26 protein-coding genes are annotated in these 23,928 nt (G+C 60.5%); 20 read left to right on the forward strand and 6 right to left on the reverse strand.

What is annotated here, in order from left to right:
• The first annotated feature begins 71 nt into the window (after positions 1 to 71).
• The 3 genes from nhaA (at position 72) to ABD653_RS13490 (ending at position 3,505) form a co-directional block, all read left to right on the forward strand.
• Complete coding sequence (gene nhaA / locus ABD653_RS13480; protein ID WP_160779153.1) at positions 72 to 1,244, forward strand: Na+/H+ antiporter NhaA; 1,173 nt, start codon at positions 72 to 74, stop codon at positions 1,242 to 1,244.
• Positions 1,241 to 2,161, forward strand: coding sequence for a sodium:calcium antiporter (locus ABD653_RS13485; protein ID WP_160779154.1), 921 nt, complete (start codon positions 1,241 to 1,243; stop codon positions 2,159 to 2,161). The genes nhaA and ABD653_RS13485 overlap by 4 nt, the downstream gene beginning before the upstream one ends.
• A 204-nt stretch (positions 2,162 to 2,365) precedes the next feature.
• Complete coding sequence (locus ABD653_RS13490; protein WP_160780398.1) at positions 2,366 to 3,505, forward strand: site-specific DNA-methyltransferase; 1,140 nt, start codon at positions 2,366 to 2,368, stop codon at positions 3,503 to 3,505.
• Between the two features lie 6 nt (positions 3,506 to 3,511).
• Here ABD653_RS13490 and ABD653_RS13495 read toward each other — a convergent pair whose 3' ends face one another.
• Positions 3,512 to 4,672: a hypothetical protein gene (locus ABD653_RS13495; protein WP_160779155.1), complete on the reverse strand. Its 1,161-nt coding sequence runs from the start codon at positions 4,670 to 4,672 to the stop codon at positions 3,512 to 3,514.
• Positions 4,673 to 4,936: 264 nt separating this feature from the next.
• On the opposite strand from ABD653_RS13495, the gene folP reads away from it, so the two are divergent.
• From folP to ABD653_RS13510, 3 genes are all read left to right on the forward strand, one after another.
• Positions 4,937 to 6,052, forward strand: coding sequence for a dihydropteroate synthase (gene folP, locus ABD653_RS13500; RefSeq protein WP_160779156.1), 1,116 nt, complete (start codon positions 4,937 to 4,939; stop codon positions 6,050 to 6,052).
• A 131-nt stretch (positions 6,053 to 6,183) separates the two neighbouring features.
• The gene (locus ABD653_RS13505) at positions 6,184 to 6,966 is read left to right on the forward strand and encodes an outer membrane protein (protein ID WP_160779157.1); all 783 of its coding nucleotides are present in this window, start codon (positions 6,184 to 6,186) and stop codon (positions 6,964 to 6,966) included.
• Between the two features lie 115 nt (positions 6,967 to 7,081).
• Complete coding sequence (locus ABD653_RS13510) at positions 7,082 to 8,287, forward strand: alkaline phosphatase D family protein (RefSeq protein WP_160779158.1); 1,206 nt, start codon at positions 7,082 to 7,084, stop codon at positions 8,285 to 8,287.
• On the opposite strand, the gene ABD653_RS13515 is transcribed toward ABD653_RS13510, so the two are convergent.
• The 3 genes from ABD653_RS13515 to ABD653_RS13525 form a co-directional block, all read right to left on the reverse strand.
• Positions 8,273 to 9,055 (reverse strand): SDR family oxidoreductase, encoded by a 783-nt coding sequence (locus ABD653_RS13515; protein WP_160779159.1) that lies wholly within the window; start codon positions 9,053 to 9,055, stop codon positions 8,273 to 8,275. The two genes, ABD653_RS13510 and ABD653_RS13515, sit on opposite strands and share 15 nt — an antisense overlap.
• A 167-nt stretch (positions 9,056 to 9,222) precedes the next feature.
• Positions 9,223 to 9,675, reverse strand: a complete 453-nt coding sequence (locus ABD653_RS13520; RefSeq protein ID WP_160779160.1) for a hypothetical protein — start codon at positions 9,673 to 9,675, stop codon at positions 9,223 to 9,225.
• An 11-nt stretch (positions 9,676 to 9,686) separates the two neighbouring features.
• Positions 9,687 to 11,105 carry a sigma-54-dependent transcriptional regulator gene (locus ABD653_RS13525; protein ID WP_160779161.1) on the reverse strand — a complete coding sequence of 473 codons (1,419 nt, stop codon included), beginning with the start codon at positions 11,103 to 11,105 and terminating at the stop codon, positions 9,687 to 9,689.
• A gap of 163 nt (positions 11,106 to 11,268) precedes the next feature.
• Between ABD653_RS13525 and ABD653_RS13530 the strand changes: the two genes are divergently transcribed.
• The 14 genes from ABD653_RS13530 to ABD653_RS13595 all read left to right on the forward strand — a co-directional run bounded on the left by ABD653_RS13530 (position 11,269) and on the right by ABD653_RS13595 (position 22,350).
• Positions 11,269 to 11,391 (forward strand): hypothetical protein, encoded by a 123-nt coding sequence (locus ABD653_RS13530; RefSeq protein ID WP_267904704.1) that lies wholly within the window; start codon positions 11,269 to 11,271, stop codon positions 11,389 to 11,391.
• Between the two features lie 6 nt (positions 11,392 to 11,397).
• A complete protein-coding gene (locus tag ABD653_RS13535) occupies positions 11,398 to 12,510 on the forward strand; it encodes an NAD(P) transhydrogenase subunit alpha (protein ID WP_160779162.1) in 1,113 nt (370 codons plus the stop codon).
• On the forward strand, positions 12,507 to 13,385 hold the full coding sequence (locus tag ABD653_RS13540; protein ID WP_160779163.1) for a hypothetical protein: 879 nt from the start codon (positions 12,507 to 12,509) through the stop codon (positions 13,383 to 13,385). Before ABD653_RS13535 ends, ABD653_RS13540 begins: the two co-directional genes overlap by 4 nt.
• Before the next feature lies 1 nt (position 13,386).
• A complete protein-coding gene (locus ABD653_RS13545) occupies positions 13,387 to 13,671 on the forward strand; it encodes an NAD(P) transhydrogenase subunit alpha part 2 (RefSeq protein ID WP_160779164.1) in 285 nt (94 codons plus the stop codon).
• Positions 13,671 to 15,125 carry an NAD(P)(+) transhydrogenase (Re/Si-specific) subunit beta gene (locus ABD653_RS13550; protein WP_160780399.1) on the forward strand — a complete coding sequence of 485 codons (1,455 nt, stop codon included), beginning with the start codon at positions 13,671 to 13,673 and terminating at the stop codon, positions 15,123 to 15,125. The genes ABD653_RS13545 and ABD653_RS13550 overlap by 1 nt, the downstream gene beginning before the upstream one ends.
• The gene (locus ABD653_RS13555) at positions 15,125 to 15,463 is read left to right on the forward strand and encodes a hypothetical protein (RefSeq protein ID WP_160779165.1); all 339 of its coding nucleotides are present in this window, start codon (positions 15,125 to 15,127) and stop codon (positions 15,461 to 15,463) included. The genes ABD653_RS13550 and ABD653_RS13555 overlap by 1 nt, the downstream gene beginning before the upstream one ends.
• Positions 15,460 to 15,855: a hypothetical protein gene (locus ABD653_RS13560; protein WP_160779166.1), complete on the forward strand. Its 396-nt coding sequence runs from the start codon at positions 15,460 to 15,462 to the stop codon at positions 15,853 to 15,855. The genes ABD653_RS13555 and ABD653_RS13560 overlap by 4 nt, the downstream gene beginning before the upstream one ends.
• Positions 15,856 to 15,911: 56 nt before the next feature.
• Positions 15,912 to 17,114 carry a parallel beta-helix domain-containing protein gene (locus ABD653_RS13565; RefSeq protein WP_160779167.1) on the forward strand — a complete coding sequence of 401 codons (1,203 nt, stop codon included), beginning with the start codon at positions 15,912 to 15,914 and terminating at the stop codon, positions 17,112 to 17,114.
• Positions 17,111 to 18,130 carry an SO2930 family diheme c-type cytochrome gene (locus ABD653_RS13570; protein WP_160779168.1) on the forward strand — a complete coding sequence of 340 codons (1,020 nt, stop codon included), beginning with the start codon at positions 17,111 to 17,113 and terminating at the stop codon, positions 18,128 to 18,130. Before ABD653_RS13565 ends, ABD653_RS13570 begins: the two co-directional genes overlap by 4 nt.
• Entirely contained in the window at positions 18,127 to 19,122 is a 996-nt protein-coding gene (locus ABD653_RS13575) for an alpha/beta hydrolase (protein WP_160779169.1), read from the forward strand. Before ABD653_RS13570 ends, ABD653_RS13575 begins: the two co-directional genes overlap by 4 nt.
• 81 nt (positions 19,123 to 19,203) lie before the next feature.
• Positions 19,204 to 19,896, forward strand: coding sequence for an aspartate/glutamate racemase family protein (locus ABD653_RS13580; RefSeq protein WP_160779170.1), 693 nt, complete (start codon positions 19,204 to 19,206; stop codon positions 19,894 to 19,896).
• Positions 19,897 to 20,034: 138 nt separating this feature from the next.
• A complete protein-coding gene (locus tag ABD653_RS13585; protein WP_160779171.1) occupies positions 20,035 to 21,195 on the forward strand; it encodes a deoxyguanosinetriphosphate triphosphohydrolase in 1,161 nt (386 codons plus the stop codon).
• A 13-nt stretch (positions 21,196 to 21,208) separates the two neighbouring features.
• Positions 21,209 to 21,913, forward strand: a complete 705-nt coding sequence (locus tag ABD653_RS13590) for an NAD(P)H-binding protein (protein WP_160779172.1) — start codon at positions 21,209 to 21,211, stop codon at positions 21,911 to 21,913.
• 5 nt (positions 21,914 to 21,918) lie between these two features.
• Complete coding sequence (locus ABD653_RS13595; RefSeq protein WP_160779173.1) at positions 21,919 to 22,350, forward strand: ABA4-like family protein; 432 nt, start codon at positions 21,919 to 21,921, stop codon at positions 22,348 to 22,350.
• 3 nt (positions 22,351 to 22,353) lie between these two features.
• Here the strand turns inward: ABD653_RS13595 and ABD653_RS13600 are convergent, their stop codons facing one another.
• On the reverse strand, positions 22,354 to 23,571 hold the full coding sequence (locus ABD653_RS13600) for a hypothetical protein (protein ID WP_160779174.1): 1,218 nt from the start codon (positions 23,569 to 23,571) through the stop codon (positions 22,354 to 22,356).
• Positions 23,572 to 23,777: 206 nt separating this feature from the next.
• A complete protein-coding gene (locus tag ABD653_RS13605; protein ID WP_160779175.1) occupies positions 23,778 to 23,906 on the reverse strand; it encodes an entericidin A/B family lipoprotein in 129 nt (42 codons plus the stop codon).
• Between the last annotated feature and the right edge of the window lie 22 nt (positions 23,907 to 23,928).

The raw sequence follows: 23,928 nt of genomic DNA on the forward strand, positions 1-23,928 counted from the left end.
CTCCCGGGCTCGCGCGCCGCACCCTTTTCGGGTAGGGGCACCCTCCACATTTCGTATTTCCGGAGAATCCGATGCTGGCTACTGCCGCCCAGTCGCTGCGCGACTTTCTGAGACAGGAAAGCGCCGGTGGCATCGTCTTGATGGTTGCCGCAGTCCTGGCCCTCGTGCTTGCCAATAGTGGCGCAGCCGATGCCTATTTTGCCGTGCTGGCGACAGAGATCGCCCTGACTGTCGGTGGTTCGGGCATCGAGAAGCCGGCTTTGCTGTGGATCAATGACGGGTTGATGGCGCTGTTCTTCTTCCTCGTCGGGCTGGAAGTGAAGCGCGAAGTGCTGACCGGCCAGTTGTCGAGCTGGAAACAGGCCTCCCTGCCGCTGATTGCTGCGCTAGGTGGCATTGTGCTGCCAGCTCTGGTCTTTGTCGCCATCAACTGGAGTTCGCCGGAGAATATTGACGGCTGGGCCATTCCGGCTGCGACAGATATTGCGTTTGCACTGGGCATTCTCGCCCTGCTGGGCAAGCGTGTGCCGGTTGCGCTCAAGGCCTTGCTGCTCGCGATTGCCGTGATTGACGACATTGCTGCGATTGCCATCATCGCCATCTTCTACACGCCTGGCGTCGAGCTCGCGATGCTGGGTGCTGCAGCCATCGTGTTGCTGGTCCTCAGCGCCTTCGGACGGGCGAAGGTCGGTTCTTCCATTCCTTATGTCGTGCTGGGCATTGCCTTGTGGTTCTTCGTCCTGAAATCCGGCGTCCATGCGACACTGGCCGGTGTTGCGCTGGCGATGACGGTGCCGATGGTGGATCGCAAAGGGAACCAGGTGCTCGAGCATATGGAACATGCGCTGCATAGCTGGGTCGCCTTCCTGGTGGTGCCGATTTTCGCACTCGCAAATGCCGGCGTTTCGTTCGACGGTGTCGAGCCTGCCGCCCTGCTGGCCCCGCTGCCGCTGGGCATTGCGTTGGGCCTGATCGTGGGCAAGCAGATCGGTATCCTCGGCTTTGCCTGGGTGGCGGTGAAGAGCGGCTTTGCTCAATTGCCGGAATCGATCAACTGGCCGCAGGTCTGGGGCCTGTCGCTGATCGCCGGGATCGGCTTCACCATGAGCCTGTTTATCGGCAACCTTGCCTTCATGGACCCTGACCAGATTGCCGCGGTCAAGCTGGGCGTGCTCTCTGGCTCGTTGATTTCAGCAATTGCCGGGGTGACAATCCTCAAGCTGTCGGCCAAGCGCGCTGCATGACTGAAGCGATCATTGCGATTGTCCTGGGGCTGCTTGGGCTGGCCTTGGGCGGTGAACTGCTGGTGCGCGGTGCCGTGGGCATCGCGCGCAAGCTGGGCATATCGAACCTGCTGACCGGGCTGGTGATTGTCGGCTTTGCCACCTCGATGCCGGAAATGGTCGCCAGCGTAGAGGCCGCCCTGATGGGCTCGCCCGAGATCGCATGGGGCAATATTGCCGGGTCCAACCTCGCCAACTCGCTGCTGATCCTGGGCGCGACCGCGCTGATCGCGCCGATTGTGGTGACCGGCATTGGCAAACGTGATGCCGCGATCGCACTGGGCGTATCTGTTCTGCTGTGGCTGATTGCATTCTTCCAGTTCGGCATGTTCTGGATCGGTGCCGGCCTGCTCGGCTTGCTGCTCGCCTATATCGCTTGGCGGTATAGCCACCCGCAAATCGCGGATCACGAGGAAGAGGGCATTCCGATGCCGCATCTCGGGCTGTCGATTGGCCTGACTGCGGGTGGATTGGTGGCGCTGGTGCTGGGTGGCCAGTCACTGGTCGGCGGCGCGATCGACATTGCCAGGCTGGCAGGGCTGAGCGAGACCGTGATCGGCCTCACCATCGTTGCCATCGGCACCTCGCTGCCGGAACTGGCGGCATCGGCTGCGGCGGCGTTCCGGGGCAAGCCGGGCCTGGCGATTGGCAATGTCGTGGGGTCGAACATCTACAACATTCTTCTGATCGGCGGGGCGACCATGATGATCGCTCCGGTCCCGATCCCGTTCGAACTGGTGGATGTGGAATTGCCGCTGGTGATCGGCACCGCGGTCCTGATCTGGGCGCTGCTCGCTCGCGGGCAGCGGATCGGCCGGATCCTGGGCGCAGTGTTGCTGCTGGGCTTCACCGCAACCATGGCGGGGCAGTTCGTCTAGAAAAAGCTGCGGGCGCGAGTCCTCAATGTCACACCCCATCATATCGAGTCTGGGTAAACGGTGCAGACTCAACATCTTGTGCGGGACTCTTTTTGTTCCGACTAAGGTTACTGCCTGTTAACCATAGCTGATCGATAATCCCTGCTTGACGTGGAGTCCCGATGGACTCACCCTGTGGATAAGTCTGCAAATGGGGAAGATGGTATGGGGGTCGTGGAGACCACGAAACAGCGCACTGCGCGCAAGGCAAAGCCGGTTGCGGTGCCCAAAGAGGCGTTGCCTCTGGGGCAGATCCTGTCCGGCGATTGCATCGAGGCCATGCGCAGCCTGCCCGACGCCAGCGTCGACCTCGTCTTCGCCGATCCGCCCTATAATCTCCAGCTTGGCGGCGATCTCAACCGCCCGGATGGCAGCCATGTCGATGCGGTCACCAATGACTGGGACCAGTTCGACAGCTTCAAGATTTATGACGATTTCACACGCAATTGGCTGACCGAAGCCAAGCGCATTCTCAAGCCGGATGGCGCGCTGTGGGTGATCGGCAGCTATCACAATATCTACCGCGTCGGCGCGATCCTGCAGGATCTCGGCTTCTGGATCCTCAACGATATCGTCTGGCGCAAGACCAACCCGATGCCCAATTTCCGCGGCACCCGCTTCACCAATGCGCACGAGACGCTGCTGTGGGCGAGCCAGGGCGAGAAGGCGAAGTACCAGTTCAATTACAACGCGATGAAAACGCTTAATGACGAGCTGCAGATGCGCAGCGACTGGGTCATCCCGATTTGCAACGGCGGCGAACGGCTGAAGGAAAACGGCCAGAAAGCGCATCCGACGCAAAAGCCGGAGGCACTGCTCTATCGCGTGCTGCTGGCGACGACCGAGAAAGGCGACGTGGTGGTCGATCCGTTTTTCGGCACCGGCACCACCGGCGCAGTGGCCAAGCGTCTGGGCCGCGAATGGATCGGCTGCGAGCGCGAGGATTTCTATCGCGGCGTGGCGCAGAAGCGGATCGACAAGGAACTGCCGCTTGACGAAAGCGCGCTCAAAATCATGCAAAGCAAGCGCGCCGCGCCGAAGGTGGCGTTCGGCGCGCTGGTGGAGGCCGGCTTCCTCAAGCCCGGCACCGAAGTGTTCGACAAGAAACGCCGCTGGGTCGCGACTGTGCGGGCCGATGGCTCGCTCGAATGTGGGAAGCAGACCGGTTCAATCCACGGCCTCGGCAAAGATCTGCAAGGCGCCCCCAGCTGCAACGGCTGGACCTTCTGGCACTACGAGGATGAGGGCGTGGTGAAGCAGCTGGACGCCGCGCGGCAGTTGTACCTGCTGGCCGTGGAGGATTGATGAGTGCTATTCTTGTGGTGGTAGGCTCGTAAATCCTTCGTCGCCGCGTCTGAGGAATGTGTTGAAGAACACCGCGCTAATCACTGATTGGGGACAATTGAAATCCCGTCTTGAGTCTCGCAAGTCCCATCCCTGAGCGATGAACCTTTCTGCTTTTCTTTGGATTGCGCCCACAAAGTTATTCTTGCCACGATATCGTGGAATTCCCTCTTTGACATTGTAATCAGTAACGTCGCGAACTGCTTGCCAAGTCAGATTGTAGATTTTTGAAAGAGGAAATCTTTCTATTAGAAAATCGAATACAGTGTGTGTTTTCTCTCCAATAGCATCTATCTGATAATCCCGCTGCTCCAACAGGTGAAAATAGTACTCGAGGGCTTCTTCCTTCACAATTTCGCGCCACAAGCCCGCGATGTCATCCAGCCATTCTTGCTTCCATTTTGCGTCAATGAGTTCGGCGAGCTCATTGAGAAATGCACGTTTATGGTCTTCTTCGATGGCTGGCAAAAAATGCCAATCAACCTTGGCGGGATAATACTCCGGCGCACGGGTGAGCTCGTCGTCGAATACAAATGCCTCAATTGAACTTTCAGTGTCCACGCCGATCAGGTCTTCGCGGTAGAGATGGCGAACAATGCTTCGCACGTGGCCGTGGGTCGGAGCGAGCGGAGGAGAGTGCATTTCATAAGGCGTTGCAAATTTCAGGTCTTCGCTTGTTGCATAGCGCGCCAATGCAGAAACGTAGACTGCGTCACGCAGTGTGAGCTCGCTTAGGTCGCGACGTGCATAGTCTCGACCATAATCCTCACGAATTATCTCTCGCTTGATTTCATCGAACCTTTTTCGCTCCCATTCTTGTTTGTCGCGACAATTCTGACAGTAGCAATTTCTGACTTGCTTATGGCCGCAACTTGGGCATTCGGGCGATGGATCGTGATGGCTGCTCTTACTCGGTCGTCTGGAAATCATAGGCTCGTCCGAACAGTACGGGCAGAGCAGGTCATCATGAACTAGCGGGGGAAAGAGGCTGACCAATCGGCTTGGGTTAACGGAAATGTTATAGCGCTCAATCAACTCAACATTTGAGAGTCCCGACTTATAGTACTCTCGAACCAGGTTTTCGATTTCTTCATTGGTAAGATGCTGAAGTTTGGGGCTGATCTCCATTCGAAGAAAGTAGCGTCAGAGCGAAGTGGCTGTCCAGTTGGCTTACCTGAAACGTGTTGTCTTCCTGTGCAAGAATTCTGCTCGCCCAATTGATCCTTCCACACTCTCCTACACCCCCACACCCGACGATACACCCGTGCAAATGCACACCCACGCCCCTTCCAATCCGCCCCACAAAAGGCGACACGCACCCTCTGGCTTTTTCACCCCAGGACAGTGGTCCATGCGGTCCATGTCTCCCAACAAACGCAGGTGCGTGCCCCTATGACGACCGAATCGATCTACATCCGCCCGATTGGCTTTGTGCCGGGTCCGCAGGCGGAGGAGGGGGATGCGATCCGGTTGGCGGGGAGCATGGTCTATGCGCATCGCTTTGCTGTGATCCTGCGCCGGGATGGCCAGGTGGCGGAAAGATGGACCTGCTCGCCCGAGCATATCGCGCAGGTGCTGGGTGAATTGCCCGACAGCGTGGGGGCGGAGGCGGAGACGCAGTGGGCCAACCTTACAGTGGCGCATCCGCCGCTGTCGCTGGGCGAACGCACCGTGCGGCTCGACCAGCCGCAGGTGATGGGCATCCTCAATGTCACGCCCGACAGTTTCTCCGATGGTGGCAAGTTCCTCGACGATCCCGAAGTCGGCAAGGCACAGGCCGCCGCGATGCTGGAGGCAGGGGCCTCGATTATCGACATCGGCGGGGAAAGCACCAAGCCTGGCGCGCAGGCCGTGTTCGAGGATCAGGAGATCGAGCGCATCCTGCCCGCGGTACAATATTGTGCCGCAATGGGCGCTGCGGTCAGCATCGACAGCCGCCGTGCCGGTGTGATGGAGGCGGCGCTGGATACGGGCGCGGGTATCGTCAACGATGTGTCCGCCCTGCAATATGATCCGCGCAGTGCTGAGTTGGTCGCGGCGCGCGGATGCCCGGTGATCTTGATGCATGCGCCCGGAAGCGGGCAGGATCTGCATGAGGGCGGCGATTATGCCAGCGTCGTGTTCGACGTGTTTGACCAGCTCAAGGCGCGGCGCGATGCGGCGGTGCAGGCGGGCATTTCTGCGGATCGCATCATGCTCGATCCCGGTCTCGGTTTCGGCAAGACACTGGCCGACAACACGGCACTGATCAATGCGCTGCCGCTGTTCCATGCGCTGGGCCATCCGGTCCTGCTGGGGGCCAGCCGCAAGCGGATGATCGGTGCGCTCAGCAACGAGGCTCCGGTCGAGCAGCGGCTGGGCGGCAGTGTGGCGCTGGCGATGGCGGGCATGGATGCCGGCGCGCATCTGCTGCGGGTGCACGATGTCGCCGAGACAGTGCAGGCGCGCAATGTGTGGCGCGGCCTGCGCGATGCGGCACTGACCGACTTTTCCGATCTTGCTATATAGAATTATCGATCAAACCGATTTGTAGTTGGCCGTAACCGATAGCGAATTCCATCCGAAACCGAGCCTGACCGCGCATCACCCCCAAGAACCCCGATGCGCAGCACGATCAGTTTCATTCAAGGAATTCCCCCATGCGTATTGCCACAACCCAGATTTTCTCGCTTCTGCTCGCCACCGGCGCGGCGATCCTCCTCCCCACCGCAGCCTTCGCCCAGGACGGCGGCGACGAGCGCTTCGAGCCCGAGGGCGGGTTCTATGTCACGCTCAATGCTGGTGTTACCTCGCCAAGCGACGAGACCTTCGAAGGGATCCAGGCTCCTGTCGCGCCGTCGCCCGGTGTTGCTGGTGCTCCGGCCAATGTCGCGGTTGGCTTCGATGACGACTTCACCTTTGCCGGTGCGGTCGGCTATCAGATTCCCAAGCGCCTGTTCGGTGTCTTCCAGCCGAGTGTGGAACTGGAATACAGCTATGCCAGCCCCGATGTATCCGGCGGTGCCTTCAATGGTGGCAACCAGACCTTCGAAGGTGACATCGACGTCAACACCTTCACCATCAACTACCGCTCCGAACTGCGCCTGAAGGACGATCAGCGTGTCGTTCCATTCTGGGGTGGCGGTATCGGGATCGCCGATGTCGACGCCAATGTCGGCTATTTCCCCAATAATGGCGTTGCAAATGCGCCGACTTTCGGAGTGCAGGGCAGTGACACCGGGTTGGTGCTGCACAGCAATGCGGGTGTCAGCTTCCGTCTGACTGACAAGATCGATCTGGAGGCGCGCGTGCGTTACCAGCGCGTGTCGGGCCTGGATTTCGAACGCACCTTCGTTGCCGGCGGCAACAGTGCGTTCAACGCCGATGTTTCGGGCCGCTATGAAACCGTCTCTGGCCTGGCCGGATTGCGGTTCCGCTTCTGATCCCTCGATGCAAGGTCGCCCTGTCAATCGGGCCGGGCGACCTTGCGTCAAATTCTTGTCACTTTATGGGGTCACTCATGCGGTGTTTTCGCCGCCACTTGAGGAGTTCCCTGCGATGCGCTCGATATTTGCTGCCCTTCCGCTGGCCTTGGCTGCACCGGCCATGGCCCAGGATGCCCAAGTGACGGTCGGCCCCGACGCCTTCCTCGAAGGCTACTATGCGAGCATCAAGGATAGTGTCGCCATGCCGACGGCCCCGGTCGGTGCGCCCCTGCCATCCAATGTCGCGACGATCACCCGGATCGCCTTTGGCAGCTGCAACCACCAGTCGCGCAGCCAGCATATGTGGGACCAGATCGCGGCAACCAACCCGGACATGTTCCTGTTCATCGGCGACAATATCTATGGCGACCAGACGTGGTCGGGGGATGCGGCGCTGACGACTTTGCGTGAGGCCTATGCGAAACAGGCGAGCCATCCCGAGTTTATCCAATTCCGTTCGACCATTCCGATGATGGTTTCGTGGGATGATCACGATTTCGGCTTCAACGATGGCGGCGGCAATTTCGCATTTCGCGGTTTCGCCGAGGATATCTACGAAACATTCTGGGACTCGTCGGAAGAGGTAAAGGCGCGCCCGGGCATTTATGAAAGCAAGGTTTTCGGCAATGCAGGTCGCCGGGTCCAGCTGATCATGCTCGATACGCGCTTCTTCCGGGCCGATTTCGAACGCATGCCGTTCCGCGAAGAACGCCCGCCATTGGGGCCGTATGTGCCCAGCCAGGATGCGGGCAAGACCATGCTGGGCCAGGCGCAATGGGCGTGGCTGGAACAAGAACTGGCCAAACCTGCGGACCTCCGCATCCTGGTCAGCTCGATCCAGGTGCTGACCGATGCGCATGATTATGAAAGCTGGGAACAGCTGCCGCTGGAACGGGCCAAGCTCTACAAAATGCTGGGTGCGCGCGCGGATAGCGGGTTGGTAATCCTGTCAGGTGATCGCCACGCCGGCGGCATCTATACCGACACGCCGCTGGCTGCCGGCGAGCAATTGTGGGAGCTGACCAGCTCCTCGCTCAATCTCGCGTTCAACAGTACCGAGCGCAACACGGCACGCGAGCCTGATCCGCGCCGCATTACCGACTTCATCTCGGAGGAGAATTTCGGGCTGGTCGAAATCGATTGGGACGCCGAACAGCTGACCCTGTCGCTGCGCGGGGCGGCGGGTGAAGTGCGGGTGACCGAGACAATCGGGTGGGCGCCGCCGGTGAGCGACGCCCCGCCGATCATGGGCGAACCTGCGACCTCAGGATCCCGGTGACGCTGCCGATCCGGCCAGCAAACCGCCATCCAGAGTGAGCTCGGTCCCGGTCATGTAACCGCTTTCGGCGGACGCAAGGAAGACGCACAGCGCGGCGACTTCCTCAACCGTGCCGAACCGCTTGAGCGGGGTGTCGGCTACCAGAGCCGCCATCTTCTCTTCACGGTCCGGTCCGTCGCCCAGCATTGGCTCCCAGATACCGGTCAGGATTGCGGCCGGGTGGATCGAGTTACAGCGGATCTTCCATCCCTGCTGCGCACAATAGAGCGCCACGGATTTGGAATGGTTGCGGATCGCTGCCTTGGAAGCGGCATAGGCGGCTGCGCCGGGGATACCGACAAGGCCCGAGCGGGAGGACATGTTGATGATTGCGCCTTCGCCCTTCGCCTTCATCGCACCAATCGCATAGCGACAGCCAAGGAACGTGCCGTCCATGTTGACCGCGTTGACAGCACGCCAATCGGCGAGCGATGCGTTCTCCGGATCATGCGGACCAAGGCTGTCTTCAAAGCCGGTCACACCGGCATTGTTGAACAGCACATCGATCTGCGGGAACGCGCGGGCAAGTGCATCCCAATCGCCTTCTTCACGCACATCGAGCTTGTGAAAGGTGCAGCCCAGAGCGTCTGCCGCGTTCTGGCCGGCGTCTTCGTCGATGTCCGTCAGGACGACGTGTGCGCCTTCCTCGACAAATGCCTTGCAAGTGGCACGGCCAATACCTTGCGCGCCGCCAGTTACGACGCACGTCATTCCATTCAATTTTTGCATAGTACCTCAGGGGGTAGAAATGATTCCGCAGGCATATCTGCCCATCGTTTCAGGATGTCCGCTCAGCGGTTGCGCTTGGTCACTTCACTCACTCCCTCGGAGGCTGATCGAATCTTCTAGGTCAAACAGGCCGGATTGTCGATGCCGAGGATGCGAAAGCCCGTGCGTCAGCTGCCGATGCGTGTCACCAGCGCCGAAAGCGTCGAGGCCATCCAGGCTGCGTCAACATTCTCGTATTTGGTATGGACAGGATCGCCATTGGCGACCTTGAACTCGCTGCGTTCGATAGGGCCGATGGCAGCAATTGCGCGCCCTTTGTCGAGCGCAATAGCAAGCGCGGCGACCCGCATTCCGTGGACCTTGATTACGAAACGCTTGGTGTTGCCTTCGCCGCCTTCTTCATTGATGTCGATATCGCTACGGTTCTCGACCACGCCTTTGACAAGTTCCACCAGCCGGACAAGCTTCGGCGCTTCGTCCCGCGCCCAGCGCATACGCTCGAAATTGCCGGCATCGATCGCTTTTGAAAGCCCATCCAGCGCCTTGGTGAGCGTTTCGTCGGTGTCGGGCGCGCTGGAGTGTCCAGCGAGATCGGCGGGAGATGCTGGGCCGTCAGCCATTGTCGGTTTGCTCAAGCCGCATTGTCGATGCCCAGATCGCTAAGCTTGCGGTAAAGCGTGGAGCGCCCGATGCCGAGGCGGCGGGCGACTTCGGTCATCCGGCCACGGTAGTGGCCGATTGCCAGGCGAATTACGTCCGCTTCGATCTCTTCGAGCGGGCGCAGGTTCCCGTCCTGGGTGTAGAGCATCACGCCGATCGCTTCGGGCAGGGACGCACCGCTGTCACCCAGATCCCCCAGGATGGCGGACAATTGCGGGAAATCCTGCCCGGTCAGCGCTTCGCCTTCGCAGAAGACGGCAGCGCGGAATAGCACTGCTTGCAATTGGCGGACATTGCCTGGCCAGTCGAATGCAGAGAGCAGCACAAGGGCGCTGTCGGCGAGCGACAAATGGCGCAATCCGGGCTGCTCGCCGATCCGGCCCAGGAAATGGCGTGCAAGCGCCGGAATATCGCCGGGCCGTTCGCGCAGTGGCGGAAGCTCGATCTTGGTGGCCGACACCTGTTCGAGCAAATTCGGGTCGAAATGACCGGCATCGACCAGATCGGAGAGCGGCAAGTTGCTCGCACTCAACAGGCGCAAATCGATTTTGAAACCGTGAGTGGCTCCGACCGGGCGGACGATCCCTTCTGCCAAGGTTGCAGCGAGGCGTTCCTGCAGGTCGGTGCTCAGTCGGTCAATCTCGTCAAGGACCAGCGTGCCGCCATCGCAGAACTGTATTGCTCCGACCTGGCGGTCAAAGGCCCCCGGGAAGGCGCCCTGCTCATGGCCGAACAAGGTCGATTCGATGGAATTGGCGGCGATGCTGCCGACATTGACGAGGCGGAAGGCCGATTTCGCGCGCGGACTGGCCGCATGCATGGCCCGCAGCAACATTTCCTTGCCGGTGCCACTTTCGCCTTCGATCAGGACATGGCCGTGTCCGCGTGCCACTTTGGCGGCGCGGGCCAGGGCCGTGCGGAAGCTCGCTTCGGAGCCGATCATGGCATCGAAATCGAGCACGGCCGGCATCTTCTCAGTTAGCGGCTGGAGCTCGTCTTTCGGAGCTTCGTGTTTGGTCGCGCTACGCAGGGCGCGCATCAGGCGCTCTGGTGCGACCGGCTTGATCAGATAGTCTGTCGCTCCGGCCCGCATGGCTTCTACAGCCAGCAGTGGGCTGGCACTCTGGGTCAGCATCAGGATCGGCAGAGCGGGGCGGCGGGTCTTGAGTTCTTCGATCAGCTGGCAGGCATCGTCGCCCGGCACCCACTGGTCCAAGATGATGGCCGACAATTGCATGCCCTGGCGCGTGCCGAGCGTGGCAATGGCGGTTTCGGAATCCTTGACCACCAATGTGCGCCAACCCTCACGCGCGGCGAGGGCTGTGACAAGGCGGCTCTGGGCCGGCTCGTCATCAATCAGCATCAGCAGGCGTGTGTCGTTCTCAGCCATCGTTTCCCAAACCGTCCCGTCGCGGTACAGTCCGTTCAGATAGCGGCAGGGGGTAAAGGTCCGATTAAGGCTGTTGGTGCGGTCGCATCCCCCTTGGCAAGCGCGCAGGGCGGCGATAGGAACTGCGGCCAACAGTGCCACACCGAACGAGGGACGTAATATTATGGCCGCCAACGACATGAAGTCGGCAAAATCGACCTATTCCAGCTTCATAGCCGCCGTGAAGGTGGCGGTGCCGATACTTGCGTTGATCACGCTCGTCGTCGTCGTCCTGATCGCCGAATAACGCATTTTGCGGATCGCGGTTCTCAAGGAACGCGCGAGCGGGGAAACCCGTGTCGCGCTGACGCCGGAAACGGCGAAGAAATTCATCGCCCTGGGTGCGAGTGTGGCCGTTGAAAGCGGTGCGGGCGCACATGCCTCGATTTCCGACGCGGCCTTCGAAGAGGCGGGCGCGCAAATCGGCACAGCCGAGGCGGTGACCAAGGATGCGGGCATCGTGCTCGGCGTCCAGGCGCCAGATCCCGGCCTTCTTTCTGGCGCGCAGCAAGGCGCGATGGTCGCCGCGACCTTCGATCCTTTCCAGCAGGGCGACCGTGTCGACGCCTATGCCAAGGCGGGTCTCGAAGCCTTAAGCATGGAATTCATGCCGCGTATCACCCGTGCACAGAGTATGGATGTGCTCTCCAGCCAGTCCAACCTGTCCGGTTACAAGGCTGTGATCGCGGCGGCAGACCAGTATGGCCGCGCTTTCCCGATGATGATGACAGCGGCAGGTACGGTGCAGGCCGCGCGGTGCTTCGTCATGGGCGTTGGTGTGGCCGGTCTGCAGGCGATTGCCACGGCCAAGCGTTTGGGCGCGCAAGTTTCCGCGACCGATGTGCGGCCCGAAACGGCCGAGCAGATCACCTCGCTGGGCGCGAAAGCAATTTTCGCCGAAGGCCTCGAAGCATCGGGTGAGGGTGGTTACGCCGCTGAACTGACGGACGAGCAGAAGGCCGCGCAGGCCGAGCTCGTTACCGGCCATATTGCCAAACAGGATATTGTCATCACCACCGCGTTGATCCCGGGCCGCGCTGCACCGCGCCTGATCAGTGACGACCAGATTGCGGCCATGAAGCCGGGCAGCGTGATTTTCGACCTGGCCGTGGCCCAGGGCGGCAATGTCGAAGGTTCCAAGCCCGATGAACTGGTGGAGCGCCACGGCGTCACCATCATGGGCTATTCCAACACGCCCGCATCCCTCGCGCCCGACACTTCGGCCCTGTTTGCACGCAACCTATTCAACTTCCTCTCCGCCTTCTGGGACAAAGAGGCTGGAAAGCCGGTTCTGGACGAGGAAATCGGCAATGCCGTGCGCCTGACACAGGGCGGCAAGGTTGTGAGCGAGAGGCTGAACGGGTGAAACAATTTTCGCAGGCGATGTTGGCAATATGTGCGATGGTCGCGGGCGCAACTGTTCTTCCTTATGCTTCAATTGCGGCGCAAAACCCTGTCTATTCTCCCTACGATAAATGGCATGCAGAACTTGGCGCCGAACTCCGTGCGGAAGTTGCCATCCTACTCCCTCTCATACAGCCAGCGTGTCCGGCATCAGAGGCGATAGAAAGCGTTCTTTCTCGCTATGCCGAAGTTACGAACTCGTTGGCCCTCCCGCGTCAGAAGATTGATCTGGAGATAGCAAATGCGGATTATTCCTACGCCTTGATGCAAACTGCCGACAATCAAGATGAGCGGGTTCTTCCCGCGATATCTTTTGTGGGGGAAGGTTGCCCCAAGCCGGACTCACCACAAGCGCTTGAGGCGGAATCGCGGACTATCGCGCTGGCCAATAGTATTCTTGATAGGATGGAAAGACTAGTTGTGCAGGCACCGGAGAGTTCCGGGCCAAACCCCCGTGCGATACCTGGTCGCGAATGGCGTGGCGATGATGACTTTTACAAGGTTTGGGTGACTTACGGGCGTGCAGAGAGAGCATATACAAGTTTCCGAAACCGCCATTGCGCCTTCGGCGAAAGGAAGCAACGTTCACTGTCCCACGTTTTGAAAGAAACGCGCGAGCGCCTCGATATGGCAAAGCAAAGAATAGATGTTCTTTGGCCCGGCGGAACGGACGGAGCGGTTGATCTTTTTTCCGATGAAGCCGCCGATGTGACCAAGCGCTGCGATGACGCAATCGCTGCAAATGAAGCGTTTGGCGCGGCCCTAGGCGCGCGCGATGCGCTCGAATTCTTATTGAACTTCAAAGAGCGAGAGCGTCTCTTGGCCGAGGAGCCATAACATGGACTTCATCTCTATCCTGTCGATCTTCGTGCTGGCGTGTTTCGTCGGCTATTATGTCGTGTGGTCGGTCACGCCGGCGCTTCATACGCCTTTGATGGCAGTGACGAATGCGATTTCCTCCGTGATTATCGTCGGTGCGCTGATTGCTTCGGCTGAGGCGGGCAGTGTGGTGGCCAAGTGGCTCGGCCTGTTCGGTGTCGTGCTGGCGAGCGTGAACATCTTTGGCGGCTTTGCCGTTACGGAGCGGATGCTGGCGATGTACAAGAAGAAGGAGAAGAAGTGATGGACTTCTCCTTGCTCGTAGCCGCGTCAGACGGCGCTGGCGTCAGCCCCTTTGTGGCTCTCGCTTATCTCGTTGCCGGCGTATTCTTCATCCTCGCACTGCGCGGGCTTTCCAGCCCTGCGACCAGCCGGACTGGCAACCGATATGGCATGGTCGGTATGCTGATCGCGGTGGTCACGACGCTGATCACGCATGACATCGCCAATATCGCCGAAATTGGCGTGGCAATGTTCTTGGGCGGCATTATCGGCATCACGGTCGCGCGCAAGATCGCGATGACAGCGATGCCCGAACTGGTGGCAGGTTTCCACTCGCTGGTCGGCCTTGCCGCCGTAGTGGTGGGTCTCGCCGCATGGCTGGACCCTGCTTCGTTCGGGATTACTGACGCCAATGACCAGATCCTGATGGTCAGCCGGATCGAGCTGGGGCTGGGTATCGCCATCGGTGCAATCACCTTTTCGGGTTCGGTCATCGCGTTCCTGAAGCTTTCCGGCCGGATGAGCGGATCGCCGATCCTGCTGCCGGGCCGCCACATCATCAATCTGGGCACGTTGCTGGCCATCCTCGGCCTGATTGCTGCCTATGCCGTTTCGGGCGCGGGCGGCGCGGGCGAGGGCCAGTTGATCATCTACGTGACGGTGCTGGCCTTCCTGATCGGCTTCCTGCTGATCATCCCGATTGGCGGGGCGGATATGCCGGTCGTGGTGTCGATGCTGAACAGCTATTCCGGCTGGGCGGCGGCGGCGATGGGGTTCACGCTGGGCAACACGGCCATGATCATCACTGGCGCACTGGTCGGCAGTTCGGGCGCGATCCTGAGCTACATCATGTGCCGGGCGATGAACCGTAGCTTCATCTCCGTGATCGCAGGCGGCTTTGGCGCGGATGACAGCGCAGCCGGTGGCGGCGAGGCGCGCGAACAGCGCCCCTATAAGCAGGGTAGCGCTGACGATGCGGCCTTTATGCTGGAACAGGCCGAGAAGGTCATCATCATCCCCGGCTACGGCATGGCGGTGGCGCAGGCGCAGCACGTGCTGCGCGAAATGGCCGATGTGCTGAAGGACAAGGGCGTCGATGTGAAATACGCCATCCACCCCGTCGCAGGCCGGATGCCGGGGCACATGAACGTGCTGCTGGCAGAGGCCAATGTGCCTTATGATGAAGTGTTCGAGCTGGAGGATATCAACAGCGAATTCGCACAAGCGGACGTGGCTTTCATCATCGGTGCCAACGATGTGGTCAATCCGGCGGCGAAGACAGACAAATCCAGCCCAATTTACGGGATGCCGGTGTTCGATGTGGAGAAAGCCAAGCAGGTATTCTTCATCAAGCGTAGCATGGGCGGGGTTGGCTATGCCGGCGTCGATAACGATGTGTTCTACATGAACCAGACCGTGATGTTGTTGTCCGACGCCAAGAAGATGGTCGAGGAAATCGTCAAGGCGCTCGATTGATGCGCGTCGCGCTGGCGGCTGCCGGTGTCGCCATGCTGTTGACGGGATGTATCAGCCAGATTGCGGAAAGCCGGGTCGAGAGCGCGCTGCTGAAGGCCGGCCTGTCGCAGCGAAATGCAACCTGCATGGCCGAACGCATGGTGGATCGCCTCTCGATCGGCCAGTTGCGCAAGCTCGAAGCCCTGCGCGGCAAGGCGGGCGAACCGATGAAGCCACGCACCTTGCGTCAATATGTCGAGCGGGTTCGCGCGGTCGGCGATGCCGAGGTGCTGGCGGTCACATCCACATCGGCCGCCCTGTGTGCTACTGGCCTTGCCAACGAAGCGCGGCGCGATTGACTGCCCTCTGGTTCTACCAGGGTATGTTTATGAAACGGATCGGGATCATTGTGGCGCTGATGGGTGCGCAGGCAATTGCCGGATGTGGTGATGGTGCGGGGGATGACCCGTCTGATGTGGTCAGTTCCGATCGGATTGAGGCGGCGCTGATGGCAGTCGGTGTGAAAAAAGTGATGGCCGCTTGCATGGCACCTACCCTGGTTGACGAGCTCGCCTCCGGCCAGATCGGTACGCTGGAGGAATTCGGCGATCGCGCAGGCGCGGCCCCGGGTTCGCTATCGATGGGCAAAGCGATGGCGCGCCTGCGCCGGATCGATGATCGCGACATGGTCGAAAAGATCGTCCAGTCCGGCGGAAGTTGCGGCTTTGAATTGATGATGGGCGCTAGCTGACCGCGCTTGCATTCCTCCCCCACCACGGCACAATGGCACGCAAGAGGGAGAGAATAATGACACGTTTTCTGATCGGTGCTGCGGCGCTGGCACTGGGCGCACCGGCATTTGCCGAAACCATCGAAGTCGCTGCCGGTGAAGGCGCACAGGAACGGCTGCAAGAGGCGCTGATTCTGGCCGAACCGGGCGATGAAGTGGTCTTGGGCGCAGGCCGCTTCATGCTCACCGACGGGCTCAGCCTCGATGTCGATAATGTGACCTTGCGCGGCGCTGGTATGGACGCCTCGGTGATTGATTTCACTGGCCAGCAGGGCGCGGGCGAAGGCCTGTTGGTGACGTCTGATAACGTGACGTTACGCGATTTCGCGGTCGAGAATGCCAAAGGAGACGGGATCAAATCCAAGGGCGCGGACAATATCGTCTACTACAAGCTGCGGGTAACCTGGACCGAAGGGCCAAAGGCCAGCAACGGCGCCTATGCGGTCTATCCGGTCGAGAGCACGGGGATATTGGTCGACAGCGTAGTTGTCTCCGGCGCTTCCGACGCGGGCATTTATGTCGGCCAGAGCAAGGACATCACGGTCCGCAATTCCATCGCGCAATACAACGTCGCAGGGATCGAGATCGAGAACAGCCGCAATGCGCTGGTCGAGAACAATGTTGCCTTCCACAACACTGGCGGCATCCTCGTGTTCGACCTGCCCGACCTGCCTGTGATGGGTGGCGGTGACGTATTGGTGCGGCGCAACCTGGTGGCCACCAACAACACCCCCAATTTCGCCCCTCCGGGCAATATCGTCGCGGGGATTCCCAAAGGCACCGGCATCATGGTGATGGCGAATGAAAACGTCATGATCGCCGACAACGTGCTGTCAGGAAACGACACCGGCCAAGTGCTGGTGGTCGCCTATTCGCAAGCGTTCACCGATGAACGCTATAACCCCTATCCGCGCAATGTGATTGTCGGCTCAAACCTCTATTCGGATGGCGGACGCGATCCGCAGCTGCCGGGCAAGGATATGCTGTTGGCCGCATTTGGCGGAGCTCTGCCCGATGTGCTGTGGGATGGCTTGTCGCAGGAAGGCAAGCCTGCGCTTTTCGCGATTGAAGGGACCAGTGGCTGGTCGCTCAATCTGCCCGGGCAAGGTGTCCCGCTGGATCAGGCGCAGCCCGGCCCGATGAAAGTGAGTGAGCCGAGCACTCCGATCGATTTGTCTGGTATCGGTGCGCCGCCCGAACTTGCCGAGCGTATCAATTGAGGAAAAGGGTTGCCTTCCTGGGTCTTGCGACGCTCGCCTTGGCAGGGGCGATTGCCGCACGCGCTACGCCGCCGCCCCAGATCGTCGACTATCCCCTGATTGTCGGAAACGACCTCCCGCGATTGTTGAGTGACTTCGACTTTTTCGTCGATGCCCGCGCGCAAGCTCCCAATATCGGGGTGGTGCCTTACCGGCTCAATATGCCGCTATTTTCGGATGGGGCCGACAAGCTGAGGTTCGTCTATCTCCCGCCGGACGGGAAGGCCGTTGCGAGCAATCCGGACGAAGTTCTCGACCTGCCCGTAGGAAGTGCGCTGATCAAGACCTTTGCATTCGGCGAGGGGAAGCAGCGCCGCCTGATCGAAACGCGTGTTCTGCTGCATCGGGCCGATGGCTGGCTGGCCTTGCCGTACAAGTGGAACGCAGAGCAGACCGAGGCGCGGCTGGCACTGGCCGGAGCACGGCTGCCCCTGACGACACCCTCCGGCGAAGAGATCAGCTACCGGATCCCCAACAAGAACCAGTGCAAGGAATGCCACGGGGTCGATGACGCGGTGGTGCCCATCGGGCCCAAGGCACGCAATCTGTCAAAGGCTTTCTTGGGCGATATGGTCGCTTCGGGCACGCTGGATGCGGTTCCCGCTCAAGCTGGCTCGATTCCGCTGTGGGAGGACCGCAAGACTGCCGATGTCACAGCGTCTGCCCGTGGCTATCTTGATGTGAATTGCGCCCATTGCCACCGGCCCGGGGCCACCGCATCCAACAGCGGCCTCGACCTGCGATGGGAACAGCAGGACCGGATGGCCATCGGGGTGATGAAGCGCCCTGTGGCGGCGGGCCGTGGATCGGGTGGCTTTGACTTTGATGTTGTGCCCGGTCGCCCGCAGGAATCGATCCTGCTGCACCGGATGCGCGTAAACGAACCCGGCGTTGCAATGCCCGAACTGGGCAAGGCAACAGTGGATGCAGAAGGCGTCGCGCTGATCGAACGCTGGATATTGGAGATTGGCCCGTGAAGACTTTCGGCAAGATAGTGGCGGTGCTGATCGCCTTGTTGGTGATCGCCTTTGTCATCTTCCGCACGCCGGATACCGACAAGGCGGAAATGCGGGCGAAATATGGCGGGGAACCCTCGCAATTCGTCACGCTCGCCAACGGGCAGGAAGTGCATCTGCGTGACGAAGGCCCGCTTGACGGGAATGCCGATGCGCCTGCCATCATCCTGCTGCACGGGTCGAATGCGGATCTGCATACTTGGCAACCATGGGTCGAGGCGTTGCGTCAGGACTATCGCGTGATCCGGTATGACCAGATCGGCCACGGGCTGACCGGGCCGGCCAATGACAATGATTATGCCGGTGAACGGTTTGTCGAAACCGTCGGACTGGTGGCAGATCACCTTGGGCTGGAAACCTTTGTTCTCGGGGGCAATTCCATGGGTGGGCGGATCTCGCTCGGCTATGCGCTGGAACATGCTGACCGGCTGGAAGGGCTGGTCCTGGTGGATGCATCGGGGGCCCCGATCAAGCGGGAGGGCGGTGGAAATATCGCCTTCACCATCGCGCAAATTCCAGGCGTTGGCGCAGTGATGAGCCAGATGCTGCCGCGCTCCCTGGTTGAGCGGAGCCTGGCGCAAAGCGTGTCCAACCAGGACATCGTGACCGATGCTGCGGTTGATCGCTATTGGGAAATGGCCCGCTATCCGGGCAATCGCGCGGCGACCCGGGCGCGTTTTTCGCAGGCACGCAAACCCTTCGATGTCGCGCGGATCGAGGCTTTGCAGGTACCTACGCTAGTGATGTGGGGCGAGGAAGACTCGCTTGTGCCGTATGAGGCGGCGGGCTGGTTCATGGACCATCTGCCCAATGCGACCCTGGCCAACTATCCGGGCATCGGACACATTCCGATGGAAGAGGCACCCGAACAAAGTGTCGGCGACTTGCGCGCGTGGCTGGAACAGACGCTGGCCTCTGATGCGCAAGATGCCGAGGATCGCGAGGCGGCCTAGACGTTGTCTTGCCAATGCGGGCGGAGCCGCTAGGAACGCGACTGCGCATCCGGCGCTCAAAAATCAAACAGGGACAATAACTTGCGCAAACTGGGCATGATCGGGGGGATGAGCTGGGTCTCTACCCGGTTGTATTACGAGACGATCAATCGCCTCGTGCAACGCCGTGCGACGCCGATGGCCAGCGCGCCTTTGCTGATCGAAAGCCTCGATTTCTGCCAACTCTATGGCTTGAAGGAAGAAGCAGACTGGGATCGCGCCGGAAAAGTGCTGGTCGAGTCCGCGAAACGTCTGGAAGCGGCGGGTGCAGAGGGCTTGATCATCGCGGCCAACTCCATGCACCGCCAATACAACCAGGTGGCCGAAGCGGTTGAAATCCCGGTCTTGCATATCGCTGAATGCGTTGGCGAGCGGATGGCCAAAGACAAGGTCGGGCAGGCGGCCATCATTGGCACCAAGAATGTGATGACCGAAAGTTTCTATCGCAGGCGTCTGGTGTCCCACGGCATCGACCTCGTGCCGCCCGATATGGAGCGGGTCGAGGAAACCAACCGGATCATTTACGAAGAGCTGATGAAGGGCCAGGCGACGCGCGATGCGGAGCGGTTCTTCAAGACAGCATTCACCCGGCTGGAGCAGGATGGTGTGACAGCGCTCGTGCTTGCCTGCACGGAACTGAACCTGGTCGTGGATGCCAATGCGAATGTCCTGCCGATTTACGATTCGGCGCGCATTCATTGCGAAGCGGCGGTGGACTGGATCCTCGACGACTAGACTTGGGCCTATGCGGCCACGGACTTAACCGTCTTGAGACCGGAAGCAGCATATCCACGACAGATGTGCGCGTGGCCGCCATGTTGCCCGATTGTTCCCGTTGCCGCGATTCCCGGCATTCCGTAAGCCCGCGTCTCAATGACGCGTTCTCCGCTAGCATCCGATCCCGACGCCAGTCGCGGCCGCGAATTCACGCAGCCGGGATGCGAAACACGCGGACCGCGTAGCGCCTTCCAGCGCGATCGTGACCGGATTATCCACTCGATTGCCTTTCGCAGGCTGCGTTCCAAGACCCAGGTTTTCGTTGCCCCTGATGGCGACCACTATCGCACGCGCTTGACCCACAGTCTGGAGGTCGCCCAGATCGGCAGGGTGATCGCCCGTGCGCTCGGCCTGGATGAAGATCTGACCGAGGCCCTGTGTCTGGCCCACGACATCGGCCATCCACCGTTTGGCCATGCCGGGGAAAAGGCGCTGCATGACGCGACCGAGCGCCATGGCGGGTTTGACCATAACGCCCAGACGCTGCGCACCCTGATGCGGCTGGAATGCCCTTATCCCACCCATGATGGCCTCAACCTCAGCTGGGAAGTGCTGGAAGGCCTCGCCAAGCATAATGGCCCCATCAAAGAGCCGCACTGGGCGTTGCAGGAGCTTGACGAGCAGTTTCCGCTCGATCTGCCGCAATGGTCCTCGCTGGAGGCGCAGATCGCCGCGGTGGCGGACGACATCGCCTATGACAATCACGACATCGATGATGGGCTACGCGCCGGCTTCCTGAAGCTGGACGACTTGCTCACACTCGATTTTGTGGCCGACCAGTGGCGCGAAGTGGAGCAACGCTTCCCCGATGCGCCGCAAGACCGGCTGCTGCGCGAACTGGTGCGCGGGCAGATCGGTCTGATGGTCAATGATGTGATCGGTCACACTCGCGCTACAACAGAGGGGCTGACGTCTCCGGATGAGGTGCGTGGGGCAGGGCGGATGCTGGGCGGATTTTCCCCCGCCATGCTGGAACAAGAGCGAACCCTCAAAGCCTTCATGTATGAACGGCTCTATTTCCACGAGCAGCAGATGGAAGCCGCGCAGAATGCCAGGAGCGTGGTCGCGCGGCTCTATGCGGCCTACGAACAGGACCCGTCGCTGATGGGAGAAGAATGGCGGGGCGGTTTGCCGGAATCGCAGCCCCGCCGCAGCCGCCACATCGCCGATTTCATCGCCGGTATGACCGATCGCTTCGCCATGGAGCAATTCCGCCGCATCTATGGCAAGGTGCCCAGCGGCCTCAGCCACGTCTAACGTAGAAAAGAACATGTCCAAATCTGTCCGCATAGCCCTTGTCGGCGCCACTGGCCTGATCGGCCAGCAAATCCTGCAACTGGCGGTAGGGCGGGAGGATCTGCGCATTGTCGGGATTGCCCGGCGCGAAGTATCCCTGCCTGAAGGCGCGCGGATGGAAGTCTTCGTGGCCGAACCGGACAAATGGGGTGAAGTGCTGGAGGCAGTGAAGCCCGATGTCCTGATCAGCGCATTGGGATCGACCTGGAACAAGTCTGGCAAAGACGAAGACGCCTTTCGCGCGGTCGACCAGCACCTGGTGCTGGACACGGCCAAGGCTGCAATGGCGGCCGGGGTGGAGCGGATGATCGCGGTATCGTCGGTGGGGGCGGACCGGCATTCGAAGAACTTTTATCTGCGGGTGAAGGGCGAGGTCGAGCTACAGCTGAGCAAGGTAGGCTTCAAACGGCTGGATATTCTTCGGCCCGGCCTGCTGCGTGGCGGACGCAAGAACGATCCCCGCGCTGGAGAAAGCCTGGCGATCATTGCCAGCCCGATCATGGATTTGCTGTTGCATGGGTCCATGCGCCAATATCGTTCGATCAAGGCGCGCGAAGTCGGCGAAGCGGCGCTGGCGCTGGCGCTACGCCGCACGCAGGGGCGCTTCGTGCATGATAATGACGGTATGCACAGAGCGGCCAGATCGCTGCCCGAACTGGCAGCTGGCGAAGAGGAGTGACGGCCATGTGGGACACGATATTTGCCAGCGTAAACCTGCTGGCAATGGCCGCATGGGCCATCCTGATCCTGGCTCCGCGCAAGGAGTTATTGCTGACCGTCGTACTCTATCTGGGCGTCGGCATCTTGTGTTTGGTCTATTCGGTCGGGTTGATTTCAGTATTGGTCGGGAGTGAGGGCAGTGGCCTCGACTTCGGATCGATCGAAGGTGTGCGCGCCATCTTTGCCACCGATAGCGGAGTGACAATTGGCTGGACCCACTACCTGGCCTTCGATCTGTTTGTTGGACTGTGGATCGCCCGCGACGCTGACGCGAAGAAATTCTCGCGCTGGCTGCAGGCCCCCATCCTTCTTGCAACCCTGATGGCAGGGCCGCTCGGCCTGTTTGTCTGGCTGGCTATCCGCGAGACGCGCCGCGCCCCCCGGAAGGCTAGCTAGCGATCAACTCTCGGCAGGTTGTTCGACAATCGGGCGGCTATAGTTTTCCGGCGTCAAGTCGAGCCGTTCAATCCGCAGCACCGGATCACGGCGACGCAGGCGTGTGCCCGTAACGTTGTCGGCGAAGCGGGCGACGGCGGAATAGCGCTCGATCATATAGAAGCCTGGTGTCGCTGCCTTGTCCGAAACCGGCGCATAGCGGCGACTCTTGATGTGGCGTTCGACTTGCTTGAGCCAGTCGGTTTGCCCTTCCGAACGCAAGACTTCGTAATCCTCGATCCGGCCATCTGCATTGATCCAGAAGCCGATGTCGGCCCACCGGGGTTCGTCTTGATTAAGCGTTGTGAGGCGTGCAGCCGCACTGCCTGCACGCGTGTTTTCGCGATCCCGGTCGGCGCGGCTGAAGAGCGGTTCGCTAAACAGCAGAACGGGGCTAGTGACGCCGCCGCGTTCGGCGAAGCGCTTGACCAGTGCATCGGTCTTGTCCTCGTTGCCTTGACTGCGATCGAGACGGGCCAACATGACTTCTGCGACCAGCGTGAACTCCTCGCCGCCAGCAATCGGATTGTCACGAATATCTTCGAGCTTCTCGATCATGCTGCGTCGCTCGCTTTCGAGTCCGGTCACGGTGAAGCGGGCATTGTCGAGCAGTGCAAGGCGCAGACGTGCGAACATGGCGACGCGTGGGTAATTCAACTCCATCGCACGCTTTTCCACACGGCGGTAAATCCGCTCGGCACCATTGTCGTCACCCAGTTTGACCCGGCTGTCACCGACGGTGACGTCGGCGACCAGCGCGCGCGGATCATCGCGGCCCAAACCCTTGCGCAAAGTGTCGCGCATATCGAGTGTGGCGAGCTGGAAATCCTTGCCTTCGCCCAGCTGTTCGGAGACGCGCGAATAGGCCCGCTGCAGGCCCGCAACGGCCACCGGCAATTTGCGGCCATGCTTGTCATTGCGCCCGATCGACTTGCGCAGAGTGTCGCGGCTGTCCTTGTATTCACCCGCTACCAGCAGGTTTTCTGCGTGGTCGAGCGTGGCCTTGATGTCTTCCTCAGGCGGGCAATTGCGCGCGAGGCAGTCGGCCAAGGCCTTGGCTGTATCATCCAAAGAGCGTCCGGTGACGACGATTTCCTCGCCGGTTCCGCCGTCCTGGGCATAAGCCGGAATAGTGGTGGCGCTGGCGGCCAACGCAGCAAGAAAGAGTGTTCGGACGGACATGTGCAGTTCCCCTGGGAATTTTGTGCGGCCAACATAGTTGCGGACGGCCGGATATCTAAGGTGTGTTAGACAAAACCGCTATGCGGCAAGATGAACGACAAACCGATACAGGCTTTGTCAGGTGTCTGACTTTCCATCAAAAACGCCCGCCAACCGGTGGGGGAGACGAGCGCTTTTGCGACCCTTTGGGCCATTGTTGCCAGCAATCAGATGGCGCGATCGCCTGCCTCGCCCACTGATTCAATGTCGCGGCCAAGGCCTTTGACAGTGTTACAAGCGGCGGTTGTCAGCGAAAGTGCTGCGATTCCAACGGCGAGAATAATCTTGCGTGCCATGGTCTTTCCTTCGTCAGATTGG

It is taken from the genome of Parerythrobacter jejuensis, from assembly GCF_039536765.1.
Taxonomy (GTDB): Bacteria; Pseudomonadota; Alphaproteobacteria; order Sphingomonadales; family Sphingomonadaceae; genus Parerythrobacter; species Parerythrobacter jejuensis.

What these genes read in the sequence shown, in the direction of transcription:
- ABD653_RS13590 (WP_160779172.1), top strand. Translation starts at nt 21,209, where the DNA reads ATGTCCAAATCTGTCCGCATAGCCCTTGTCGGCGCCACTGGCCTGATC.
- ABD653_RS13515 (WP_160779159.1), bottom strand. Translation starts at nt 9,055, where the DNA reads ATGCAAAAATTGAATGGAATGACGTGCGTCGTAACTGGCGGCGCGCAA.
- ABD653_RS13585 (WP_160779171.1), top strand. Translation starts at nt 20,035, where the DNA reads ATGACGCGTTCTCCGCTAGCATCCGATCCCGACGCCAGTCGCGGCCGC.
- folP (WP_160779156.1), top strand. Translation starts at nt 4,937, where the DNA reads ATGACGACCGAATCGATCTACATCCGCCCGATTGGCTTTGTGCCGGGT.
- nhaA (WP_160779153.1), top strand. Translation starts at nt 72, where the DNA reads ATGCTGGCTACTGCCGCCCAGTCGCTGCGCGACTTTCTGAGACAGGAA.
- ABD653_RS13490 (WP_160780398.1), top strand. Translation starts at nt 2,366, where the DNA reads ATGGGGGTCGTGGAGACCACGAAACAGCGCACTGCGCGCAAGGCAAAG.
- ABD653_RS13595 (WP_160779173.1), top strand. Translation starts at nt 21,919, where the DNA reads ATGTGGGACACGATATTTGCCAGCGTAAACCTGCTGGCAATGGCCGCA.
- ABD653_RS13525 (WP_160779161.1), bottom strand. Translation starts at nt 11,105, where the DNA reads ATGGCTGAGAACGACACACGCCTGCTGATGCTGATTGATGACGAGCCG.
- ABD653_RS13495 (WP_160779155.1), bottom strand. Translation starts at nt 4,672, where the DNA reads ATGGAGATCAGCCCCAAACTTCAGCATCTTACCAATGAAGAAATCGAA.
- ABD653_RS13530 (WP_267904704.1), top strand. Translation starts at nt 11,269, where the DNA reads ATGGCCGCCAACGACATGAAGTCGGCAAAATCGACCTATTCCAGCTTC.
- ABD653_RS13505 (WP_160779157.1), top strand. Translation starts at nt 6,184, where the DNA reads ATGCGTATTGCCACAACCCAGATTTTCTCGCTTCTGCTCGCCACCGGC.
- ABD653_RS13605 (WP_160779175.1), bottom strand. Translation starts at nt 23,906, where the DNA reads ATGGCACGCAAGATTATTCTCGCCGTTGGAATCGCAGCACTTTCGCTG.
- ABD653_RS13510 (WP_160779158.1), top strand. Translation starts at nt 7,082, where the DNA reads ATGCGCTCGATATTTGCTGCCCTTCCGCTGGCCTTGGCTGCACCGGCC.
- ABD653_RS13565 (WP_160779167.1), top strand. Translation starts at nt 15,912, where the DNA reads ATGACACGTTTTCTGATCGGTGCTGCGGCGCTGGCACTGGGCGCACCG.
- ABD653_RS13545 (WP_160779164.1), top strand. Translation starts at nt 13,387, where the DNA reads ATGGACTTCATCTCTATCCTGTCGATCTTCGTGCTGGCGTGTTTCGTC.
- ABD653_RS13520 (WP_160779160.1), bottom strand. Translation starts at nt 9,675, where the DNA reads ATGGCTGACGGCCCAGCATCTCCCGCCGATCTCGCTGGACACTCCAGC.
- ABD653_RS13485 (WP_160779154.1), top strand. Translation starts at nt 1,241, where the DNA reads ATGACTGAAGCGATCATTGCGATTGTCCTGGGGCTGCTTGGGCTGGCC.
- ABD653_RS13600 (WP_160779174.1), bottom strand. Translation starts at nt 23,571, where the DNA reads ATGTCCGTCCGAACACTCTTTCTTGCTGCGTTGGCCGCCAGCGCCACC.
- ABD653_RS13550 (WP_160780399.1), top strand. Translation starts at nt 13,671, where the DNA reads ATGGACTTCTCCTTGCTCGTAGCCGCGTCAGACGGCGCTGGCGTCAGC.
- ABD653_RS13555 (WP_160779165.1), top strand. Translation starts at nt 15,125, where the DNA reads ATGCGCGTCGCGCTGGCGGCTGCCGGTGTCGCCATGCTGTTGACGGGA.